Raw genomic sequence first — 18773 nt, 5'->3', positions numbered from 1 at the left:
CATCGAAATTTATCGATGGCCTATTTCAGACTGTAATGGGGGGTTGCTGATCTAAAGCCATATCAATCGCCCTCATATGACGAAAACGAATGCGAGCCCCGCTCCGTTGCCGTCAACGATGTCGTGCCTGTTGCTGAATATGACCAGCCGATTTATGCTGGCCTCAAAGAGACTGGGCGTGTCGAGCGCGGTGGCGATAAGCCCTATCAAGTAGTCATTAACGGCGAAAACTACCATGCTCTTGAAGCCTTGGCCTTTGCCTATGCAGGCAAAGTGGACTGTATATATATTGACCCACCCTATAACACCGGTGCCCGCGACTGGAAATATAACAACGATTACGTCGACGGCTCCGACGCCTATCGTCACTCCAAATGGCTCGCCTTCATGGAGCGTCGCCTCAAGCTCGCCAAGCAGCTGCTCAATCCCAACGATTCCGTACTTATCGTCACAATCGATGAGAAAGAATACCTGAGACTGGGTTTGCTGCTGGAAAACGTATTTCCCGGAGAGCGAATTCAAATGATCAGCAGTGTTATTAACTCTGCCGGCGTATCACGCGGGGACTCTTTTTCCCGCAGCAATGAATACTTGTTTTTCGTCATGTTCGGATCCGCCGCACCGCGCAAACTTGTCTTGCCAGACGAATGGCACGGAAAAGTGAAGAATAAAAAACAAATTCTGACTTGGAATCAGCTCGCCAGAGCTGGCACCAATTCACGCCGCGTCGACAGGCCCAACCTTTTTTATCCCATCTATGTAGCGGAAGACGGCAGTCATATCGTTGAAATCGGAGAGCCCGTTGCCCCAGATACGCCGCGCGATAGCATACTCCCACTTCCGGGCACCCGCGTAATATGGCCAATAAAGGCGAATGGAGTCGAGGGCAATTGGCAAGTGAGCCCCGCCAAGCTGCGCTCTCTCTACAAACGCGGATTTGTGAAACTCGGAAAGCTAACAGAGAAAGGAATGCGTCTAACCTATCTCAAGGCTGGAGAGGTCAAAAAAATCGAATCTGGCGAGGTCGCTATTGTTGGTCGCCGAGCGGACGGTTCAGTAATACCGGATGAAAACGCTAGCGAGCAAGGATATATCCCTGGAAGTCAATGGGATATTCCCTCTCACAACGCAACGTACTACGGGTCGCGTTTACTCCTCTCAATGATGCCTGATCGCAAGTTTCCTTTCCCCAAATCTCTCTATGCTGTCGAAGACGCCATTCGTTTTTTCGTCGCAGACAAGCCTAATGCTCTTGTGGTTGACTTCTTTTCCGGCTCAGGCACAACGGCACATGCCGTCATGCGACTAAATAATCTAGACGAAGGCCATCGCAGGTCCATCAGCGTTACAAACAACGAAGTCTCCGATGAAGAAGCGAAAAGGTTAATTAAACGAGGTCTGCGCCAAGGCGATCCCGAGTGGGAAGCTCAGGGCATTTGCCAGTACATAACCAAGCCGCGTCTCACGGCGGCCATCACGGGCAAGACGCCCGCGGGTGACCCCATCAAGGGCGACTATAAATTTACGGACGAGTTCCCCATGGCCGACGGGTTCGAGGAGAACGCGGTCTTCTTCGACCTCACCTACGAGGACCCCGATGCCGTTGAGCTTGGTGTGGCGTTTGAGGAGATCGCACCTTTGTTGTGGCTGCGCGCCGGCGCCCGCGGACGCGTCATCGAGCATGAGGAGCCGGGCTACGCCATCTCCGACACCTATGCCGTGCTCTTCGATTTCGCCGCCGTCGGCGATTTTGTCAAGGCACTTAAGGGCAGTCCCGAGGTTGTCTGCGCGTTTGTGATCACCGACGATACGGCGCGCTTCGCTGGGGTCAGGGCCCAGCTCCCCGGACTCGACATGGTCCGTCTTTACGAGAACTATCTGCAATCATTCAAGATTGCCGCCGAGGATGCGGTGAGGTAAATATGAGGGTCGAACTTAAGGAATTCCAGGCCGGGGCTGTCGCTGCCTTGGCAAACAGGTTGCAGTCGATGCGTCGCCGCTATGAGCGGGACGGCGAACTGTCTTCGGTGTGCCTCGCATCTCCCACGGGCTCGGGCAAGACGGTCATGTGCGCGGCAGCCATCGAAGCGCTCTTCTTCGGAGACGACGATCTGGGCCTCATTCCCGACGAGAACGCCGTGGTCCTTTGGCTCTCTGATTCCCCGAGCCTGAACGAGCAGACGGGCGTGCGCTTCTCCAATGTGTCGGACAAGCTCGCAGACAGCGTTCTCGATAGGCGCCATCTGGTCACGATTACCAACGACTTCGGAGCCGCGCACGATATTCTCGAGCCCCGTCACGTTTATTTCCTCAGCAAGGACCTGCTCAGCAAGAATGGCCTGCTCACCAAAGGTGGTGAGGCCAATTCCGGGCGTATGTTCTGGGACATCCTTGACCGCACCATCAGGGACCCCGAGCGCAACCTCTACCTGTTCATCGACGAGGCACACCGCGGCTTGGGCGCCAATGCCTCGAGCGAGCGCGGCACGGCGACTATCTACGCAAACCTTATTGATGGGCTTGATGGCCGGGCCGCGATGCCCGTCGTCGTCGGGATTTCCGCCACACCGCAGAGGTTCGAGGCAGCCATGGACCAGCGCGCCGATCGCGTGCGTATGCCAAAGGTCGCTGTGACCCCTCGCGAGGTCCAGGAGTCAGGTCTGCTCAAGGACATCATCGAGTTGCGCGTACCAGAGAAGGACGACCCAGTCGAGCACCAGTATCTCACTATGGCGTGCGAGCGCTATGCCTTGGCCTGCCGCGAGTGGGACGAGTACTGTGCCCGCGAGGGCGAGAGTCCCGTCAACCCGCTGCTGCTCATCCAAGCGGCGGACAACGTGAGCAGCTCGGCCCTGGCTGAGATGTGCGACCAGATCACGGGCCTGGTCCCCGGCCTTTCCGAGGCGATGTCGTTCGCCAACGTCTTCGGCGAGCATAAGGACATCGCGGCGGGAAAATACCTCATCCCCTATGTCGAGCCCGAGTTCGTTCAGGACACCTCGCGCATTCGCGTGCTCTTCGCCAAGGAGGCTGTCTCCAACGGATGGGACTGCCCGCGAGCGGAAGTCATCTTCTCGCAGCGCAGGCGTTCGGACTCGACCTATATCGCGCAGCTCGTGGGACGTATGGTACGCACTCCACTTGCGCGGCGCATCGAATCCGATGATCTTTTGAACTCCGTCGCCTGCTACCTGCCCCAGTTCAATCCCGAGAGCACTCAGGACGTGGTCGACTACCTCATGGGCCGCAAGGACGACATGGGCGAGAGCTCCATTGGCAAGCAGAACATCGTTCTCAACCCCGTGACTATCACGGCGGCTGCGCCCAAGTCCGAAGCCGACTACCAACAGGAGCTCAAGGCGTACGAGGAGAACGAGAAGGCCATCGAGGCGGCGCGGCAGGCACAACCCGGCTACCAGGCGCCGCTTGCCGGCATCGCGATTCAGGAGCCGTTGGACATGCAGGGAACGCAGCCCTCGCTTGCCTCGGCGGTCAGGCCCGTCGACGTCCCGGCGCCAGAAGCGGAGCTGGCGCCTCAGCCCACAACGGGCAACTACGTTGCAGCGTCTGCCCCGCAGCAACCTGCGACACCTGAGCCAAGTTCCACACAGACCGAGCCGACCCAGCCCGTCTCGGTCGTAAAACCCGTGCCCATGGCAAAGCCCAAGCCGCCCACCAAACGCGAGCAGTCTTTCACGCATCAGGAGTGGCAAGGCATCCGCACAGCCTTCGATTCCATCCCCGTCCAGCGCATTCCGAAGAAGGCTAGAAACGAATTCCAGAGCCTGGTTAAGACGGCGACTCTGCTTGTCGAGACTGGCCTCGATGTCAATGCCGCGGCCGACGTGAAAAAACAGTTCGTCCAGAAGCTCAAGGGATACATCGTTGCTAACGAGGACGAGTACCGCGAAGCCAAACACGACGTAGAGGTTGCCGAGACCGTCAAGATCACGCTCGACAAGCTCAACGAGACTGAGGACCAGGAGCAGGAGGAAGCCCGCACGGACGCCGAGGGCCTCAGAAAGGCCGCCCGCGACGCCGACATACATTTCACTAAGGAGTTTGCGAATGAGTATCGTCGCGTCAACTTCAAGGAGCTTGGGCGCCCCGAGTGCGACCTGCGCCTTGCCGCAGCGGTGCGCACGCAGGCCATCGTTGATGCGCTCGAGGGCTGGGCGGCTCAATGCCGAAAGGAATACTTCGATAAGGTCGATGGATCTGGCGATTATGACTACCTTAACGACTCGGCAAAGCAGCGTTACGACGAGCTGGCCCGTGAAACCGAAGGCAAGCGCCTCACAAAGATAGAGTGGCCCACGTCTGCCAGCACGTCGGATGACTTCGCTAAGTATCCGTGCCATATCGTGCAGAAAGAGGACGGCCTCTGCCCGCTCGACCTGAACCCGGCGGAAGACTATATCGTTAGGAACGAATTGGCAAAGAATCGCACGGTTGCCTTCTATCGCAATCCGTCGGGCAGCATGTCTGCCAAGGCGTTTTCGATTCCGTACATGTCTTCGGTGGGACGCAAGGCCCTGCATCCAGACTTCCTCTTCTTCGTGAAGGACGGTGACGGGACAATCAAACCGTCGATCGTCGACCCGCACGGAGATTTCCTCAGTGACACGCTTGCCAAGCTCAGGGGGTACGTTGCCTATCTACGTGAGTATCCCGACGTGTTTAAGCAGGTGCTTTTCGTTGGGGACATGGGAGGGGGCGTATACAAGGTGCTTAACCTCTTGCGCGCCGATGTGCAGGATGCCGTTATGGGCTACAGCGATGTCGATTGCAAGGCGCTCTTCTATAGTTCGTATGCAAACGACTACCAATAGAAGATTGATTGGATACCGACTCCGAAGTGTGTTCAGTTTAGGGCTACACAAAACAACAAAGGAGGAAAACGAGGAATCAAGGCGGTCGATACGTCAATCGAATGGTTCACAGCTTATTGACGGCCATTTTTATAGCGATTTCTGCCCCTTTGACGAGCGTTTCAAGAGGGGGTATGCGCTTGCTTAGCAAGTGCTTCCTTTGTTGACGAGTCGGAGCATATTGCTTCGGGACATGCCGCTAGGAAGGATAAAGGATATGAATAAAGAAACAAAATTGGGCGACGGAGTCGCTAGTGAGGTAAAGGAAGAAATCAATCGCGAGTTGTCTTCGATGGCCAAGGCCCTCATTCGGATTTTGTTCGCATACCTTAACGATAAAGTTCAGGGCATTGATATTGATGATATTCTAGGAAAACTTAGCAAGAAAGACGAGGATGAGATTATCTCCCTATGGTCTTCTCAGCTCGTAGAAGAAGGCTTACTGCCAAGTGGATATGGCGGCTTGCCAAATGATTTACTTATTGAAAATTTGCACCAAACGGGTTATGTGGACGGTCTTTATAGCGGATATGTTCTTGCAATGATTTCGCTGATAGACAACAATGCGCCTCACGAGTTGATTGCTTCCGTAAAAGACGATCTTTTCCCTAAACCTATAGCATTGCGCTATAGAGATTGCCATGAGTTGGCCGCGCGCCTTGACGATGAGAAATATCGTTGGGTCAAATGCCCACCAAAGGATGATCCAGTTGATTAAAGATCTTGAATCGGCCTTTCAGTTTTATGCGTGGGGACCAAATGAGGACCAAATTCAGTTGAAGAAACGCCTGTTAATTTGTGGTGCAAATAACTGGACTACACTTCTACCTGCGGATCTTGTTATCGAGTGGGAATAGGAAATTCTTTGGTTATGGGGGTATAAAATAGATTCTCTTTAGGATAAACCCCCATGACTATATGAATTGACCTGCTGACTCCAATGAAGATTGGAGGGTAACTGCCAAGGGTGACGGCCCAGCGAGTGTTATTTTGCGAGCTATGCGCATTGAAAGCGACCTTTCGTGGTATAAACTACTTGCCGGAAGCCGCGGCTTTCAGAGTACGGCTTACGTGTACGTTTAACCTCCGTGGGCGACGGGGTGCCGCAAGGCGTAGAATATCGCCCACCTGTAGGGGCCTGCAGCGATGCGGGCCCCGCTTCGTATGAAGGGGGGCGTAACCGATGAAGATCGTATCCATCTCCCAGGACTTCTTCGACCTCGTCGAGGGCGACCGCGAGCTCATGCTTAAGCACAATCGCCCCTGCATCGTGGTGGCGAGGCTGCGTTTCCGCGGGAAGCGCAGGGACTTCGCCGTGCCGTTGCGTTCCAACATCGCTCCCAACGTGCCCAAAGACCAGTACTTTGCGCTGCCACCCCGCCCCACGACGCGCCCCCGCTGTCGCCACGGCATCCACTACATCAAGATGTTCCCCATAACCAAGTCCTACCAGCGCCGCTTCAGGACCGAGGGCTCGGCCTACTACGAGACGCTCCAGCGCATCATCGACGGCAACACCAAGCGCATTGTCTCCGAGTGCCAGGCGTACCTCGACCGCTACGAGCGCGAGGGAAGGCCTCGCTTTGCCGTCGACATCGACCGCATCGTGGGGCTGCTGGAGGGCGAGAAGTAGGGCACCTCGGCTCAGTCTCGAGCCATGCGGAGTCGCTCCGCATTTTTGAACGCCGCGCGCCCCAAATACTTGAGAAACAAGCTGTGAAGTGCGGTGACGCACCCGTGCCCGTGCATAGCCATCACCATCAGCGTCTACGCGGCGTCGGCTTCAAGTGGAACTGGCACCGCTGCTGTATATGGTTTGCCTTGCTGCAAATGGCGATCAATGCCCACGATGCTTCTGCTTGCGCTTCAGCTTTCGCTGCTCGAAGCGCGCCTCCGCCTCATCCGCGCGACGCTGGCTTCTTGCTTGAGCCGACTCCCGCTTCATCGCTTCCCGCTGTGCCGCGAGAGCTTGCTGCGCCTTGGTGCTCATCGCTGGCTGCTTGAGGGCTTTCGCCGCCTCGCGAGCACGCCGCTTGGGGTTCTTCGCGGGCTTGCTTGCCTCAGCCGGTTCGCCACCGAAGAATGAGAACTTCTCCCATTTGCTTGTAACGAATTGCAGAATCTCCTCATCGGACGGCTCCGCGCCGAAGACGAAGCGGGCGACGCCGTATCTGCCGTCCTCGACATGCTCCGCCAGCCCGACCCAGAATTGGCCGTCATGATATACGGTCAGGGTGGACGACACGCTGATCTGCATGGTTGGCTCCTCCTTTATGTAGATAACCATGCAGAGAAGGGACAACCAAGGAGGCAGGTTACTGATGCGGACATCCGCACGCCCACGACTACCCGACGGGGACTGTGTTTTCATCTCTGGTGCCCGCATTGTAGCACGCGCGGATTTGCGATGTTGATTGCCGGCGCCTAGACGGAGATGAAGGCGGTTCGATTTAGGTCAAGCTGGTCGCTCGTTCATGAAGCGGCCGATGGCCGCGTTCATTAGCTCACGACTGATTCCCTGAAAATAAAAGGCGCCCACGAGGACACCTACAGGCTATCTTCGAACTACTTGATTTGGAGCAGACAGAGGAAAAAAATAGGGCAGAATCGCTCTCACGATCCCGCCCCGCAAACCCGATGGTTTCTAACTGGCTCCATTATTCCGGGCTTCTCAGTTCTGTCATTGACCCAGGTATCACCCGTCTCCTATAGCGAGTGAATATAAAAATAGGGCAGAGTCGCTTGCGCAAGTCCGCCCCTAAAACCGTGAAGGTTTTGCTATCTGCAGGCTATTCTACCAACCCGAGCGATTCTGTCAACCTGCGAAGGAACTCGAGCGCGGAGCGAGCTGCGGCGTCGGGCCCCTTGTCGGGCAGCGCCTCGGTTTCGCCGTCGGCCCTGGCGAACATCTCGGCGAGCTCGGATGCGGCGCGCGAGCGTGAGGAGCCCTCGGGTACCAAGCCGGAGTGCGCCACGAGCACGGTCGCGACCTCCTGCATGGCCGTATTCCCCATCCACTTCCTCCTGGTCGCCTTGGGAATTCCCACGGCGGCGACCCTTCGGGAGACGCCGCTGGACGCCGAGCCCCGGGCGGCGCCCCTCTCGGCGAAGCAGTTGATCAGGCACGAGCCGTGCGCGGCGCAGTTGCGGACGGACTTCACGCGCTTGAGGTCGTAGTGGGAGGCCTCGAGGCGCCTGTCGCCCCATCGCCTGGCGCAGAAGCGCACGAAGTCGATGAGGGTGCCGAACGAGGTGAGCTCAAGGAAGGCCCAGGCAGGCATGTCGCCGGAGTACTTCGCGTAGAGGCTCGAGCTGTAGGGGCTGCGGCCGCTCATCTTGAGCTCGCGCAGGCGGTACTCCCTGTTTGCAGTGGTAAGCGATGCCATGTAGTCGGCCACGATGGCGTAGCCGTCCTCTCCGCGGTCCTCCATCTCGCGAAGCAGTGTCACCTTCTGGAAATGCTCGATGTCGAGCGTCATGCCGAGCAGGGCGTGGCGCAGCTCCTGGTCGAGCGCCGCGAGCAGGCGCAGCTGGCCGAAGTCGAGGCCTACGTAGCGGCCGTCGCGCGGGCCTCCCTCGTATTTCGAGAAGAGTTTGCGGTAGGATGCGAGCTTGAAGAAGTTGCACTTGTCGCGCAGGTAGTCCGCGGCCTCTTCCTCGGAACACAGCTCGAAGGCTACGCCCTTCTGCTTGAGGTGCTCTATCTGCTGCTCGATCGTGAGGATCGGCTTCCTATCGTGGGGTTCGGCCATGCTCGGTCTCCTGTCATTGATTTGAGAATCCTATTCTACCAGCATGTTTGCCCTGAATCCTGAAGGCCCGTTCGCCAACTCATAAGCAAGCCACCTGAGACTACTCACTTTGTTCACGAATGGCGAAGACCTGCGACCTGGGGTTTTGCAAATGGCGCGCAAGCCACCCGCGTTAATTCACTTGCGGTTGCAGCTGGCGGCTTGCAGGCAAAAGGGCGGTTGAGTTTCAAAACGGACGTTTTCGGCGCCATCGAGCCTCCAAAGGCGACCCGCCGCGTACTTTGGGACAAAAACAAAAACTCAATGCCCTGAGTTTGAAAAAAGTTTTTGAGGTTGTCCCAACTTTTGTCCCCGAAGCCGACGAAACGCGACATCGCGTCATTCGGCGGCACGCGTTCCGTGTCGATGCCGAAAACTGGGTGTAACTGGAATGACGGGACGGCAGAACCGACGTCATCGAGTGGGAATAGAACATACGTTCGATAAAATAATATAGTATCAGATAGCGGGCACGGTTTCAATTGAATCCGTGCCCGCTGCTGTATGCGTGTCCTTGCACGCCCAATATGCGCCGTAAAAGCCGTCTTCTTCGACGTCAAAGTGAATGCGCTTCGTTTTCGCCTCTCAAAATCTTATTTTCACGATTTGCATTTTCATCCCGTTGTCACCGACCCTTGCGAGAAACCGGAAAAAGCAGCTGACAGAAGAGTCTCTCAAATCGTTGTAGCCCAGCATATAGCCGCGACTTGTGACCTGCAGACGGCTGTCCCACGTGCCGATTTCCTTGGCGGCATCCGAAACCGCAAAATATGCCCCCACATCCTTGATTTTTGCAGTCTTAAGCCATGTTTTTGCGATCATCTTTACCGCCGTCCGATTGGCAGCATCAAAGACCAGCACACTGCCGGGGAAAGCGTCCGCCATCCCCCGCACCAGTTCCCGGACCTGCTGGGTCAGAAAGTAATAGAACACCCCGGAGGCAAAGAACACCGCCCCGCGGGAGGCATCGATTTTGCTAAACCATGCGGTGTCTTTCAGGTCGCAGGGGATATTTTGTTCTCGATCCCCGGCGGGCAGTAGCTGCTGCCGCAAGGCAATCACATCCGGGAAGTCCAGATTGTAGATCTTGCATCTACCGTTGTCGCAGGTTCTGCCGGTGTTGTCCAGCCCGCAGCCCAGATTGACCACCGCCGCATTGGGGTGGCCTTTCAGGTAATCCCGCACCTCGAAAGCAAGATCACTCTGCCGTGTGGCCACCTCCAGCGCACCAAAGCGCTGTATCAGGCTGCGGGAGTTTTTCTCTGCCTCTGAAAAGTCGTAGTCGATCTGGTCGAGCAGACGAACCGCTGTTTCATCCCTGTAAAGGTTCGGGTACAACTCCGTACACAGCTTCCGGGAATACAGCGGGAGGATCAGCGTCTCCTGCACGGTGTTTTTCTCAATTTTACATTTCATAGGTTTCTTCCTCAGTGAATAAAAACTGTCATAATTGCCGCCAGCATAGCCGCTATGACCGTCATGCCTATCGCCATGTGCAGGATGGATGCAAAAATGCCCGTGCTTGATACCCCTACTTCCGCGCCGTGACGCAGAGCCACTTTTTCTTTTTGTGTATCTGCACCTCGTGAAAACCCGCCTGCTCCAGACATGCCTTTAATTCAATGTCCTTGTAGATGGTCATGCCGCCGATGATCTGCGTCCACCTCTCGTCCTTGTCCGTATCGCCATTGCTCTCGTTGCAGATAAGAATTGTCCCGCCTGGCTTCAGCGTCCGCCAGACCTCACGGAAGCATCGGGGCAAATCAGGCCAAAAATAGACGGTCTCAAAGGCCGTGGCGGCATCGAAGTAGCTATCCTCAAACACCATATCCGCCACACTGCCTTGCAGAACGGCGCAACGCCCCTCCTGAATTGCAATTCGGTTGAGCTTTCTAGTCTTCTCCACGCTGACGGGCGAATAGTCGACGCCCTTGACGACGCCATGCGGGCATTTTTTCAGCAGCCGTTTTATGTTCGCCCCGCCGCCGCAGCCGCAATCCAGCACCTTGGCATTTGGCGCAAGTCGTAGAAATCGAAGTCCCCACCGCGCCACAGGGCTGTGGCCCAGATTCATCATGGCAACCATAAGTTTTCCGCCGAGGCCCACGGGCTTGCGGGTGTTTTCAAAGAACGACATCTGGCCCCTCCGATTTCGTGCATTCCGCATAGGTCAATGGGAACGAGGCCTTCAGCACCGCGCTTTTCTGCACCGCCCAGCCGTTTTGACGCAGGAAACGCAGGTATTCCTCGCTTGTCCACCTGCTGTGGAGGGGGAATCCCGCCATACTCATGAAAAAGGCTTTTGCCTTGCCGGAAACCGAGTTCCCCGCGTGGGTGAAGGTTGGCGCGATGAGCACGCCGTCGTCCTTCAGTACCCGCCTGATTTCTTGCAGTGCCTTTTCCGGATGCGGCACTATGTGAAGCGCGTTGGACGCGATCACCACTTCGAAGGACTTCTGTGCATAGGGCAGGCGGAACATATCTTGTACGGAAAAGTGCAGCTTTGCGGATTGATTGTCCCGCTTTGCTTCAAGGATCATCTGTGCAGAAGCGTCCGTAGCCTCGATGTGCACCGCCGCATCCACGATGCTCTTTGCGATAAGCCCCGTGCCGGTGGCAACCTCCAGTACGGTTTTTGCTTTCACCACCGGCCTGATCAGCTCATACATCTTCTCATACGCCGCCCGGTCCTTTCGCATGAAACGGTCGTACCGACCGGCATTCTTGTCCCAGAAGCCCTTGCGTTCGTGCATGGCTATCGCCCCCCAAACAGTTAGAGCAATCTAACTATAACACACGAATCATGCAGTAAGATAAGGCTAACCTTATTTCTTGGCCAAGACGCATCTCTTCGGTTTTGCTTATAACGGTGTGAGTCAGATACTAAGCTGGAGCTGAAGAAGGAGCTTGGCGGACAGGTAGGTCGATACCGGTTCCCGGAACGGTGATCCAGCCAATTACACCAGGGCTCTAGTCATGCAGGTAAACCCAATCCATGACGGGAAATAGGTCCTTTTCTCTAGCTCGACGTCTTTCGGAGCTTGACGATTTGGACTGATGGAGGTGAGAAGTCCCTCACTGCGCCAATACCAGAAGATTGCGCTATAGACATCTCTCCGACCCTTTGAATCACCCCTTTTCACGCCACCCGCTACGAACCCCGGCGGAAACTAGGGAGTGATTAAAAAGGCGACCTGCGGTTTTGCGAATCAATTGAGTCATTCACAAAATCGCGAATTAAGGGCCTGATTCGCCCAAATTGCGCACGAATTGGCCCTTAGGCGGTACGACGCGACACGCATCGACAACACTCGGCCTGGATTAGTCACTGAGCGGGAATAGCGGGAACTGGCTTTTGAACTCGCGTTTTGATACCGTCGAGTACCGCCTGATGCTGTTTCGGCGCCGCCATAGAGTAAAGCCACCAGCGAAATAACGGGAATAAAAGCCTCCGGACCCTCTGGTTCGGAGGCTATCTTTTTGCATATCTGCCTAAAACGACTCCTTGCCAAAGCCCCTTGAGCATCGGGCGGCATTATTGAGTGTGGGCGTTATCGTAGGTATCTTTGATTTCTTCTGGCAAATTATCGGGAATCAGCGCCTTCACTCTATCCTCGTTGCCATCTTGGATTGCCTGCTCGTAGTACCAGCATTTGAACTTCAGCATGTCGAGCGCGCGGTTCATGTTCACGATCTCCGACTCCATGTGGGCCTTGCGCTCCTCGAACATGGCCTTGCGTTTGGGGTATGTTGAGGGACCCTCTGCGCACCATTCCATGAACAGCCGGATGTCCTTGATCTCCATTCCAGCCTTCTTTAGGCATTCGATGACCCGAAGCGCTTCGAGTTCCGTATCGCTGAATCGGCGAATGCCGGATGCCCGCTCCAGCCCCGGGAACAATCCCTGCTTGTCGTAATATCGCAGCGTTGAAGCGGGCAAACCGAACATTTCCGCCACCTGTCCGATTGTGTACATGGCTCCTCCGAAACAATGTCGAATTCATTCCTTGACCTAAAGTCAGGTTTAGGTATTACCTTCATTCTCGTCAATGTAAATCGGGAGCGCAAGGGGTATTCCGTAATGGGCAAAACGGTTTTGATAGTTTCTTCAAGTCCACGAAAGAATGGCAATTCCGAGACGCTGGCGGAGGCTTTCGCCAACGGCGCGCGGGAGGCAGGTCACAGCGTTGAGACCGTGCGTCTGCGCGAGAAGCAAATGGGCTTCTGCAGGGGCTGCCTTGCCTGCTTAAAGTTGGGGCGTTGCGTCATCCAAGACGATGCCGTGGAAATTGCCGCCAAAATGCACGATGCGGATGTGCTGGTGTTTGCAACGCCCGTCTACTACTACAGCGTCTGCGGCCAGCTCAAAACCATGCTGGACCGCGCTAACCCGCTTTTTGGCTCCGATTATGCATTCACCGAGGCATATCTGTTGGCGACGGCGGCGGAGAACGGGCGCTCGACCTTCGACGGGGCGAAAAAGGCGATGCAGGGATGGGTTGACTGTTTCTCCCGCTGCACGCTCGCTGGAACGGTTTTCGCCGGCGGCGTGAACGGCGTGGGCGAAATCGCCGGGCATCCCGCTCTGGAGCAGGCGCGGCGAATGGGCATGGGAATCTAGCCGGGCTGTTTGGCCGCGCGGAAACAGATTTGTGCCAAAACTATCGACAGGAGGAAATCGATCATGGCAGTTAAACAGACGGCAGGCAGAGACGCCCTGGGGGAGTTCGCTCCCAAATTCGCACAGCTCAACGACGACGTGCTGTTCGGCGAGGTGTGGAGCCGAGAGAGTGAGCTCTCCCTGCGCGACCGCAGCGTGGTGACGGTGGTTGCCCTGATGTCGCAGGGGCTGACGGACTCTTCGTTCAAATATCACCTGATGTCCGCAAAGAACAATGGAGTGACCAGGACGGAGATAGCGGAAATCCTTACGCACGCGGCGTTTTATGCGGGTTGGCCCAAGGCGTGGGCTGCCTTCCGCATGGCGAAGGAGGTCTGGGCGGCCGACGATGCCGCCGACGCAAGGGCTCAGCACCAAAACGAGATGGTTTTCCCCATCGGTGCCCCCAACGACGCCTTCGCGAAGTACTTTATCGGGCAAAGCTACCTCGCGCCCCTTTCCACCGAGCAGGTCGGTGTCCACAACGTGACGTTCGAGCCCGGCTGCCGCAACAACTGGCACGTCCATCACGCCAAAAGCGGCGGTGGGCAGATCCTCGTCTGCGTGGCTGGTCGAGGGTTTTACCAGGAGTGGGGAAAGCCGGCACAGGAGCTGCGCCCCGGCGACGTGGTCAACATCGCCCCGGGGGTGAAGCACTGGCACGGCGCCGCGCCCGACAGCTGGTTCTCGCATCTCGCGTTGGAGGTTCCGGGCGAGGAGACCTCCAACGAGTGGCTGGAGCCCGTGGGCGACGATGCATACCTTAAAGCGACCAACAAGGAGGCTTAAGCACCGTCGCCCGTCCGCGCCGCCGAGAGCAGCGCGCCCAAATCTGCCTGAATCGCCTCTGCCTTGCTTCCGAGCTGCAGCGGAGCCGAGCCGTTCGAGATGTTGACGCTCAACAGGTGCGCATCCGGCAGCTTCGCGGTCATGCTCCAGAACGGGAGCGTGATGATGCCGGGGGTCATCTCGCCCACGCCGAGCTCCAGCAACAGCACGCGGCGATCGCTGCGCTCGCGCACGAAGCGCTCGTATCGTCCGAGGCTCTCGCGCCAGGCCGCACCCTGCAGAAACGTGTCGTCGCGCACCCACGGCACAAGCTGCCAGCCGCAGTGCGGGCATCGGGGGACATCCTCGCTGAGGACCTCGAACCCCGCCATGCCCGCGAGCATGCGCTCGACGTAGGGGCTCGCGTCGAAGAGCTCGTCGCAGCATGGCTGCTTGCACTGAAGGTGCGCGAAGCTTCCCTGATAGTTACAGGTTCTCTCGTCGGGAAACGTCTTCTCGGCCTGGGTGTCCACATTGGTGCTCAGGATGAAGTAGTCCTTATGGCCGATGAGGGACCGTAGGTCGAGATAGGGCTGCGAGGCCAGCTCGCGCAGCATGAAGTCGATGTATCGCGCATAGTATGCCCACTGCTGCTCGAGGCTGGGGTAGAGGTGGTAGAAGCCGTCGAAAAGGCTCTTGACTACTTTCGATTGATGCTCAGTGCCCATTGTATTCGCTACGATTAAACTCGGCACAGGGGATACTGGTTTTCCGTGCGAAAACGCTCATGCCGCTAAATTGAGCGACCGCCTGTACTGCAGCGGGATCATCCGCCCGAGCGATCCCTTAATCCGTCGCCCGTTGCGCCAATCGGCAGAAGCCACGCGTGGACGCTAATCGCTCGAGCGAATCGTCGTCGGTTTCCGTTTAACGATTTCTTTTTCCGCTATTATCCGACCCTCGGACTTCCTCGTGATAGAAGTAGTCCACGATCACCGGATGCCCCTGGGGGACTCTGCCATAAGGCATTTCGTTGTCCACAAAGGGGCAATCGTACTTCTTGGCCATTTCCTCGGCTTTTACTTCAAGCGCTTCAAAATAGCTACGGTTGCGCTTGTTATAGATCTCATCGTAAAGCGGTACGAGATTGGGATGTTTCTCGGCGATATAATCCAGAATCGCTTTTTTGAAACCACCCCGAAGATTGAGATTTTCGAGCCAAAACAAATCGCACCGATCTTTTACTCGCTCAAAAATCATCTCAAAATCCGTGATGCCGGGAAATACCGGGGACACGAAGCAGACCGTACGGATACCTTCGTCATACACCTGCTTCATAGCAGCGATACGACGCTCGATGCTCGACGCGGAGTCCATATCGTTCTTGAAGTTCTCATCCAGCGTGTTGATCGACCATGAAACGGTCACTCGTCCAAGCCTCTTCAGCAGATCGATATCCCGTACCACAAGATCGGACTTTGTGCAGATCAGAATATCTGCATCGCTGCCAATCAGCTGCTCCAGGAGTTTCCTGGTATTCCCGAATCGCTCCTCCTGTGGATTGTAGCCATCCGTCACAGAACCGATAACCACCCGCTGTCCAGCGTATTTCTTCGGATTCTTGATTTCCGGCCAATGCTTCACATCAAGAAAGGTGCCCCATTCCTCCTTGTGTCCGGTAAAGCGCTTCATAAAGGAGGCATAGCAATACTTGCAGGCATGCGTGCAACCTACATAGGGATTGACCGAGTAGCCGCCTACCGGCAGGCTGGACTTGGTCATGATGTTCTTTGCTTCCACCTCATTGATGAGGATTCCATCGATCACTTCCGCCATGTTCTCTGCACCTCCAGCACTCTTTCGAATTCTTCCGGCAATTCCTGAATCATGTTTTCGTCCCCTATGACAGAGACGAGGTCTTCCTTCATAAACATTGGAATGCCAAGCGCGTGCGCCTGGTCCGTCAAAGACCATGCCCACTCCGGTTCCGTATGAACCTTCCTGCTCTGCGCCCCGGTCATGGTACCGACGACGATCCAGTTGATTCCGGAAAGGTCGACCGTACCGGGATCGTCGAATAGCGGCTCAAAAGTAACGAAGAAGTGATTTGCTTTGACGTTTTTCCGAAGGGCGTCGATACGCCACAGCTCCGCTTTCCTCGTCACCGTAACGCCGAACCATGCGTTTTCCAGGTCGGTATCTAAATCCAGCAAATCGGGTCTCTTGGTCAGGAACAGGAACTGATGCTGTGGATTCTCATGGATCTTTGCAAATACCTCGTCTCGCCATTCCAGCTTCCACCCGGAGAGATCGCTCATGCCGGTAAGGAGAAAGTTCTGCGGGCGTTTCTTTTCCATCATCTTGAGCTTGCTCGGGAAGAACGCAGGATCAGCGAAGTCGTCAATCATATGCTAACGTTTCACATTGTTACGGGCATAGCAATATGGACACCCCACCGTGCAGCCGATGACGATATTCATATTCTGAATCTGATTTTTGATGCAGATGCTCATAACGCCTGCCTACCTGCCTCTCCCGTAAACACGCAATCAGCCTTCCCCACCTTGCGGGCAAAAGCCTCGATATCTTGCTTGCAAGCAGCAGGCTCGCAATCGCTCAAATCGTATGACGTGCCGCCGTTTCGATAGACGGCCCGATGGGAAAACGATCGGCTGACAAGCCCGATGCCGAGCTTCTCGCACAGGGTCATCCGTGCTCCCTTTCAGCTATAAAAAACAGGTGTCTATAAACAGTATCCTTGTTGATTTTCGCAGGGGCAATGAACAAACGCGTGCACCTGTCGATAAACGAACAGCTACTGGACATTGTCAAACGACTCAGATTGGAGAGGCGATGGGAGAAACCAAGATCGACCGCCGGCGGCGCTACACCCTCTCGGTCATACAGGAGGCGTTCTTCGCGCTGCTGGCCGAGGTCGGCTTCGCGAAGATGACGGTGGCGGACATCTGCCGCCGCGCCGAGATCAACCGGGGAACGTTCTACCTGCATTGCGAGGATAAGTACGCGCTGCTCGATGCGCTTATCGACGAGGCATTGGCAGCGGCTCCCCCGCTTGAGGGGGTTGAATCGGCAACGCTTTGCCAGCGTCCGTCGGCAGACGACGATTATCGCCTGCTTTATTCGGACAGCGACTCATACGCTCGCGTAGCCCAGCGCGTCATAGAACGCGGAGCGGAGCAGATGGTTCCCTGGGTCATGGAGAAAACAGGGCTTTCACGCGAAGACGCCTTCCTGCTCTTCGTCCACAACGTCCAGGGCGATCTGGCCGTCAACCGCCTGCTCGGCTGGAGACGAGGCCCCGAGTTCGCCCATGCCCAGGAGCTGCTCAACGCCTATTCCGAAGGGGGCTTACTGGCGGTATCCGCTCTTCGCGATTCCGATAACCCATCGTGACCTGCGATTCAGGAATACCAGCCTCCGAGCCCTCTCGTTCGGAGGCTGCGGCTAAAACCTCATTGCGCGTCTACCGCTCCGCGTTACTCGCCACCTGCCCGCGCCACCGAGAGCAGGGCGCCCAAATCGGCCTGGATCGCCCCTGCCTTGCTTCCAAGCTGCAACGGAGCCGAGCCGCCCGAGATGTTTACGCTCAAAAGGTGCGCATCCGGCAGCTTCGCGGTCATGCTCCAGAACGGGAGCGTGATGATGCCGGGGGTCATCTCGCCCACGCCGAGCTCCAGCAACAGCACGCGGCGATCGCTGCGCTCGCGCACGAAGCGCTCGTATCGTCCGAGGCTCTCGCGCCAGGCCGCACCCTGCAGAAACGTGTCGTCGCGCACCCACGGCACAAGCTGCCAGCCGCAGTGCGGGCATCGGGGGACATCCTCGCTGAGGACCTCGAACCCCGCCATGCCCGCGAGCATGCGCTCGACGTAGGGGCTCGCGTCGAAGAGCTCGTCGCAGCATGGCTGCTTGCACTGAAGGTGCGCGAAGCTTCCCTGATAGTTGCAGATCCTCTCGGTGGGAAACGTCTTCTCGACTTGGGTGTCCACATTGGTGCTCAGGATGAAGTAGTCCTTATGGCCGATGAGGGACCGTAGGTCGAGATAGGGCTGCGAGGTCGGCTCGCGCAGCATGAAGTCGATGTATCGCGCATAGTATGCCCATCGCTGCTCGAGGCTGGGGTAGAGGTGGTAGAAGCCGTCGAAAAGGCTCTTGAAGCCAAAGGCTTGCTGCCAGTCCGTCATTCCGGCGCGCGCCATGCCTGCGCGGTTGTAATGGTTGAACCCGGCGGCGCTTGACATGCCCGAGCCGATGCCGACGATGATGGCGTCGGCATCGTCGATAAGGCTTCGAAGCCTATACGCTTCCCTCTCTAGAGACGGCATTGGGCAATCTCCTCGAAAGCCGGGGCCATATCGCCGTCAACGAGAATCGTCTCGCACGATGCATCGGGCGCCATAGCCTGGCTGTAGTTGAACACGATGTAGGTGGCGTGCTCGCAGACGTTCGCGATCTGGGCGAGCATGTGCTTTATGATGCCGTTGCGCAGTCCCACGCCAAGTTCGAGGATGGCGACCCTGCCGTTGCGATGGGCTTGCACAAGGCGCTCGAGCTCCTCGAGCTGGGCCGTGGCGAGGGCGTCTGGATGGGCGAGACGCCGCTCGTCGATCGACGTGCGTATGCCCCATTACAGTCTGAAATAGGCCATCGATAAATTTCGAT

18 protein-coding genes and 1 pseudogene are annotated in these 18773 nt (G+C 56.8%); 7 read left to right on the top strand and 12 right to left on the bottom strand.

Annotated elements, in window-relative coordinates; genetic code table 11:
- Nucleotides 1-123: 123 nt before the first annotated feature.
- From DWY03_RS09530 to DWY03_RS09515, 4 genes are all read left to right on the top strand, one after another.
- The gene (locus DWY03_RS09530) at nucleotides 124-1920 is read left to right on the top strand and encodes a site-specific DNA-methyltransferase (RefSeq protein WP_117840687.1); all 1797 of its coding nucleotides are present in this window, start codon (nucleotides 124-126) and stop codon (nucleotides 1918-1920) included.
- 2 nt (nucleotides 1921-1922) lie between these two features.
- A complete protein-coding gene (locus DWY03_RS09525) occupies nucleotides 1923-4832 on the top strand; it encodes a DEAD/DEAH box helicase (protein ID WP_117840686.1) in 2910 nt (969 codons plus the stop codon).
- Nucleotides 4833-5088: 256 nt separating this feature from the next.
- On the top strand, nucleotides 5089-5589 hold the full coding sequence (locus DWY03_RS09520) for a hypothetical protein (protein ID WP_117840684.1): 501 nt from the start codon (nucleotides 5089-5091) through the stop codon (nucleotides 5587-5589).
- 465 nt (nucleotides 5590-6054) lie between these two features.
- A complete protein-coding gene (locus DWY03_RS09515; RefSeq protein WP_117840683.1) occupies nucleotides 6055-6504 on the top strand; it encodes a hypothetical protein in 450 nt (149 codons plus the stop codon).
- 204 nt (nucleotides 6505-6708) lie between these two features.
- On the opposite strand, the gene DWY03_RS09510 is transcribed toward DWY03_RS09515, so the two are convergent.
- The 6 genes from DWY03_RS09510 to DWY03_RS09485 form a co-directional block, all read right to left on the bottom strand.
- On the bottom strand, nucleotides 6709-7128 hold the full coding sequence (locus DWY03_RS09510; RefSeq protein WP_117840681.1) for a YjdF family protein: 420 nt from the start codon (nucleotides 7126-7128) through the stop codon (nucleotides 6709-6711).
- Nucleotides 7129-7660: 532 nt separating this feature from the next.
- Nucleotides 7661-8623 (bottom strand): Abi family protein, encoded by a 963-nt coding sequence (locus DWY03_RS09505; RefSeq protein ID WP_117840679.1) that lies wholly within the window; start codon nucleotides 8621-8623, stop codon nucleotides 7661-7663.
- Between the two features lie 624 nt (nucleotides 8624-9247).
- Entirely contained in the window at nucleotides 9248-10078 is an 831-nt protein-coding gene (locus DWY03_RS09500; protein WP_055251056.1) for a class I SAM-dependent methyltransferase, read from the bottom strand.
- Between the two features lie 115 nt (nucleotides 10079-10193).
- Complete coding sequence (locus tag DWY03_RS09495; RefSeq protein ID WP_055251058.1) at nucleotides 10194-10799, bottom strand: class I SAM-dependent methyltransferase; 606 nt, start codon at nucleotides 10797-10799, stop codon at nucleotides 10194-10196.
- Nucleotides 10786-11415, bottom strand: a complete 630-nt coding sequence (locus DWY03_RS09490; RefSeq protein WP_117563603.1) for a class I SAM-dependent methyltransferase — start codon at nucleotides 11413-11415, stop codon at nucleotides 10786-10788. Before DWY03_RS09490 ends, DWY03_RS09495 begins: the two co-directional genes overlap by 14 nt.
- Before the next feature lie 782 nt (nucleotides 11416-12197).
- Nucleotides 12198-12638, bottom strand: coding sequence for a MerR family transcriptional regulator (locus tag DWY03_RS09485; RefSeq protein ID WP_055251062.1), 441 nt, complete (start codon nucleotides 12636-12638; stop codon nucleotides 12198-12200).
- Nucleotides 12639-12653: 15 nt separating this feature from the next.
- Here DWY03_RS09485 and DWY03_RS09480 point away from each other — a divergent pair, with 15 nt between their 5' ends.
- Nucleotides 12654-13283, top strand: coding sequence for a flavodoxin family protein (locus DWY03_RS09480; RefSeq protein WP_197032839.1), 630 nt, complete (start codon nucleotides 12654-12656; stop codon nucleotides 13281-13283).
- A 63-nt stretch (nucleotides 13284-13346) separates the two neighbouring features.
- Nucleotides 13347-14111 (top strand): carboxymuconolactone decarboxylase family protein, encoded by a 765-nt coding sequence (locus DWY03_RS09475; protein WP_055251066.1) that lies wholly within the window; start codon nucleotides 13347-13349, stop codon nucleotides 14109-14111.
- Here the strand turns inward: DWY03_RS09475 and DWY03_RS09470 are convergent.
- The 4 genes and pseudogenes from DWY03_RS09470 to DWY03_RS09455 form a co-directional block, all read right to left on the bottom strand.
- Complete coding sequence (locus DWY03_RS09470) at nucleotides 14108-14818, bottom strand: NAD-dependent protein deacetylase, SIR2 family (RefSeq protein ID WP_117840677.1); 711 nt, start codon at nucleotides 14816-14818, stop codon at nucleotides 14108-14110. The two genes, DWY03_RS09475 and DWY03_RS09470, sit on opposite strands and share 4 nt — an antisense overlap.
- Nucleotides 14819-15017: 199 nt before the next feature.
- On the bottom strand, nucleotides 15018-15926 hold the full coding sequence (locus tag DWY03_RS09465; protein WP_055252675.1) for a radical SAM mobile pair protein B: 909 nt from the start codon (nucleotides 15924-15926) through the stop codon (nucleotides 15018-15020).
- A pseudogene (locus tag DWY03_RS09460) lies at nucleotides 15914-16603 on the bottom strand (radical SAM mobile pair protein A). The gene DWY03_RS09465 and the pseudogene DWY03_RS09460 overlap by 13 nt, the downstream one beginning before the upstream one ends.
- Nucleotides 16600-16800: a hypothetical protein gene (locus DWY03_RS09455; protein WP_055252679.1), complete on the bottom strand. Its 201-nt coding sequence runs from the start codon at nucleotides 16798-16800 to the stop codon at nucleotides 16600-16602. The pseudogene DWY03_RS09460 and the gene DWY03_RS09455 overlap by 4 nt, the downstream one beginning before the upstream one ends.
- A gap of 143 nt (nucleotides 16801-16943) precedes the next feature.
- Here DWY03_RS09455 and DWY03_RS09450 point away from each other — a divergent pair, with 143 nt between their 5' ends.
- Nucleotides 16944-17504, top strand: coding sequence for a TetR/AcrR family transcriptional regulator (locus tag DWY03_RS09450; protein WP_055252681.1), 561 nt, complete (start codon nucleotides 16944-16946; stop codon nucleotides 17502-17504).
- Between the two features lie 83 nt (nucleotides 17505-17587).
- Here DWY03_RS09450 and DWY03_RS09445 read toward each other — a convergent pair whose 3' ends face one another.
- Both DWY03_RS09445 and DWY03_RS09440 read right to left on the bottom strand, forming a co-directional pair.
- Nucleotides 17588-18436, bottom strand: coding sequence for an NAD-dependent protein deacetylase, SIR2 family (locus tag DWY03_RS09445; RefSeq protein ID WP_117840675.1), 849 nt, complete (start codon nucleotides 18434-18436; stop codon nucleotides 17588-17590).
- The gene (locus DWY03_RS09440; RefSeq protein ID WP_117840673.1) at nucleotides 18424-18651 is read right to left on the bottom strand and encodes a hypothetical protein; all 228 of its coding nucleotides are present in this window, start codon (nucleotides 18649-18651) and stop codon (nucleotides 18424-18426) included. Before DWY03_RS09440 ends, DWY03_RS09445 begins: the two co-directional genes overlap by 13 nt.
- Between the last annotated feature and the right edge of the window lie 122 nt (nucleotides 18652-18773).

The organism is Collinsella sp. AF23-2 (genome assembly GCF_003459245.1).
Taxonomy (GTDB): domain Bacteria; phylum Actinomycetota; class Coriobacteriia; order Coriobacteriales; family Coriobacteriaceae; genus Collinsella.
This window is presented reverse-complemented; position numbering and strand designations above follow the sequence as displayed.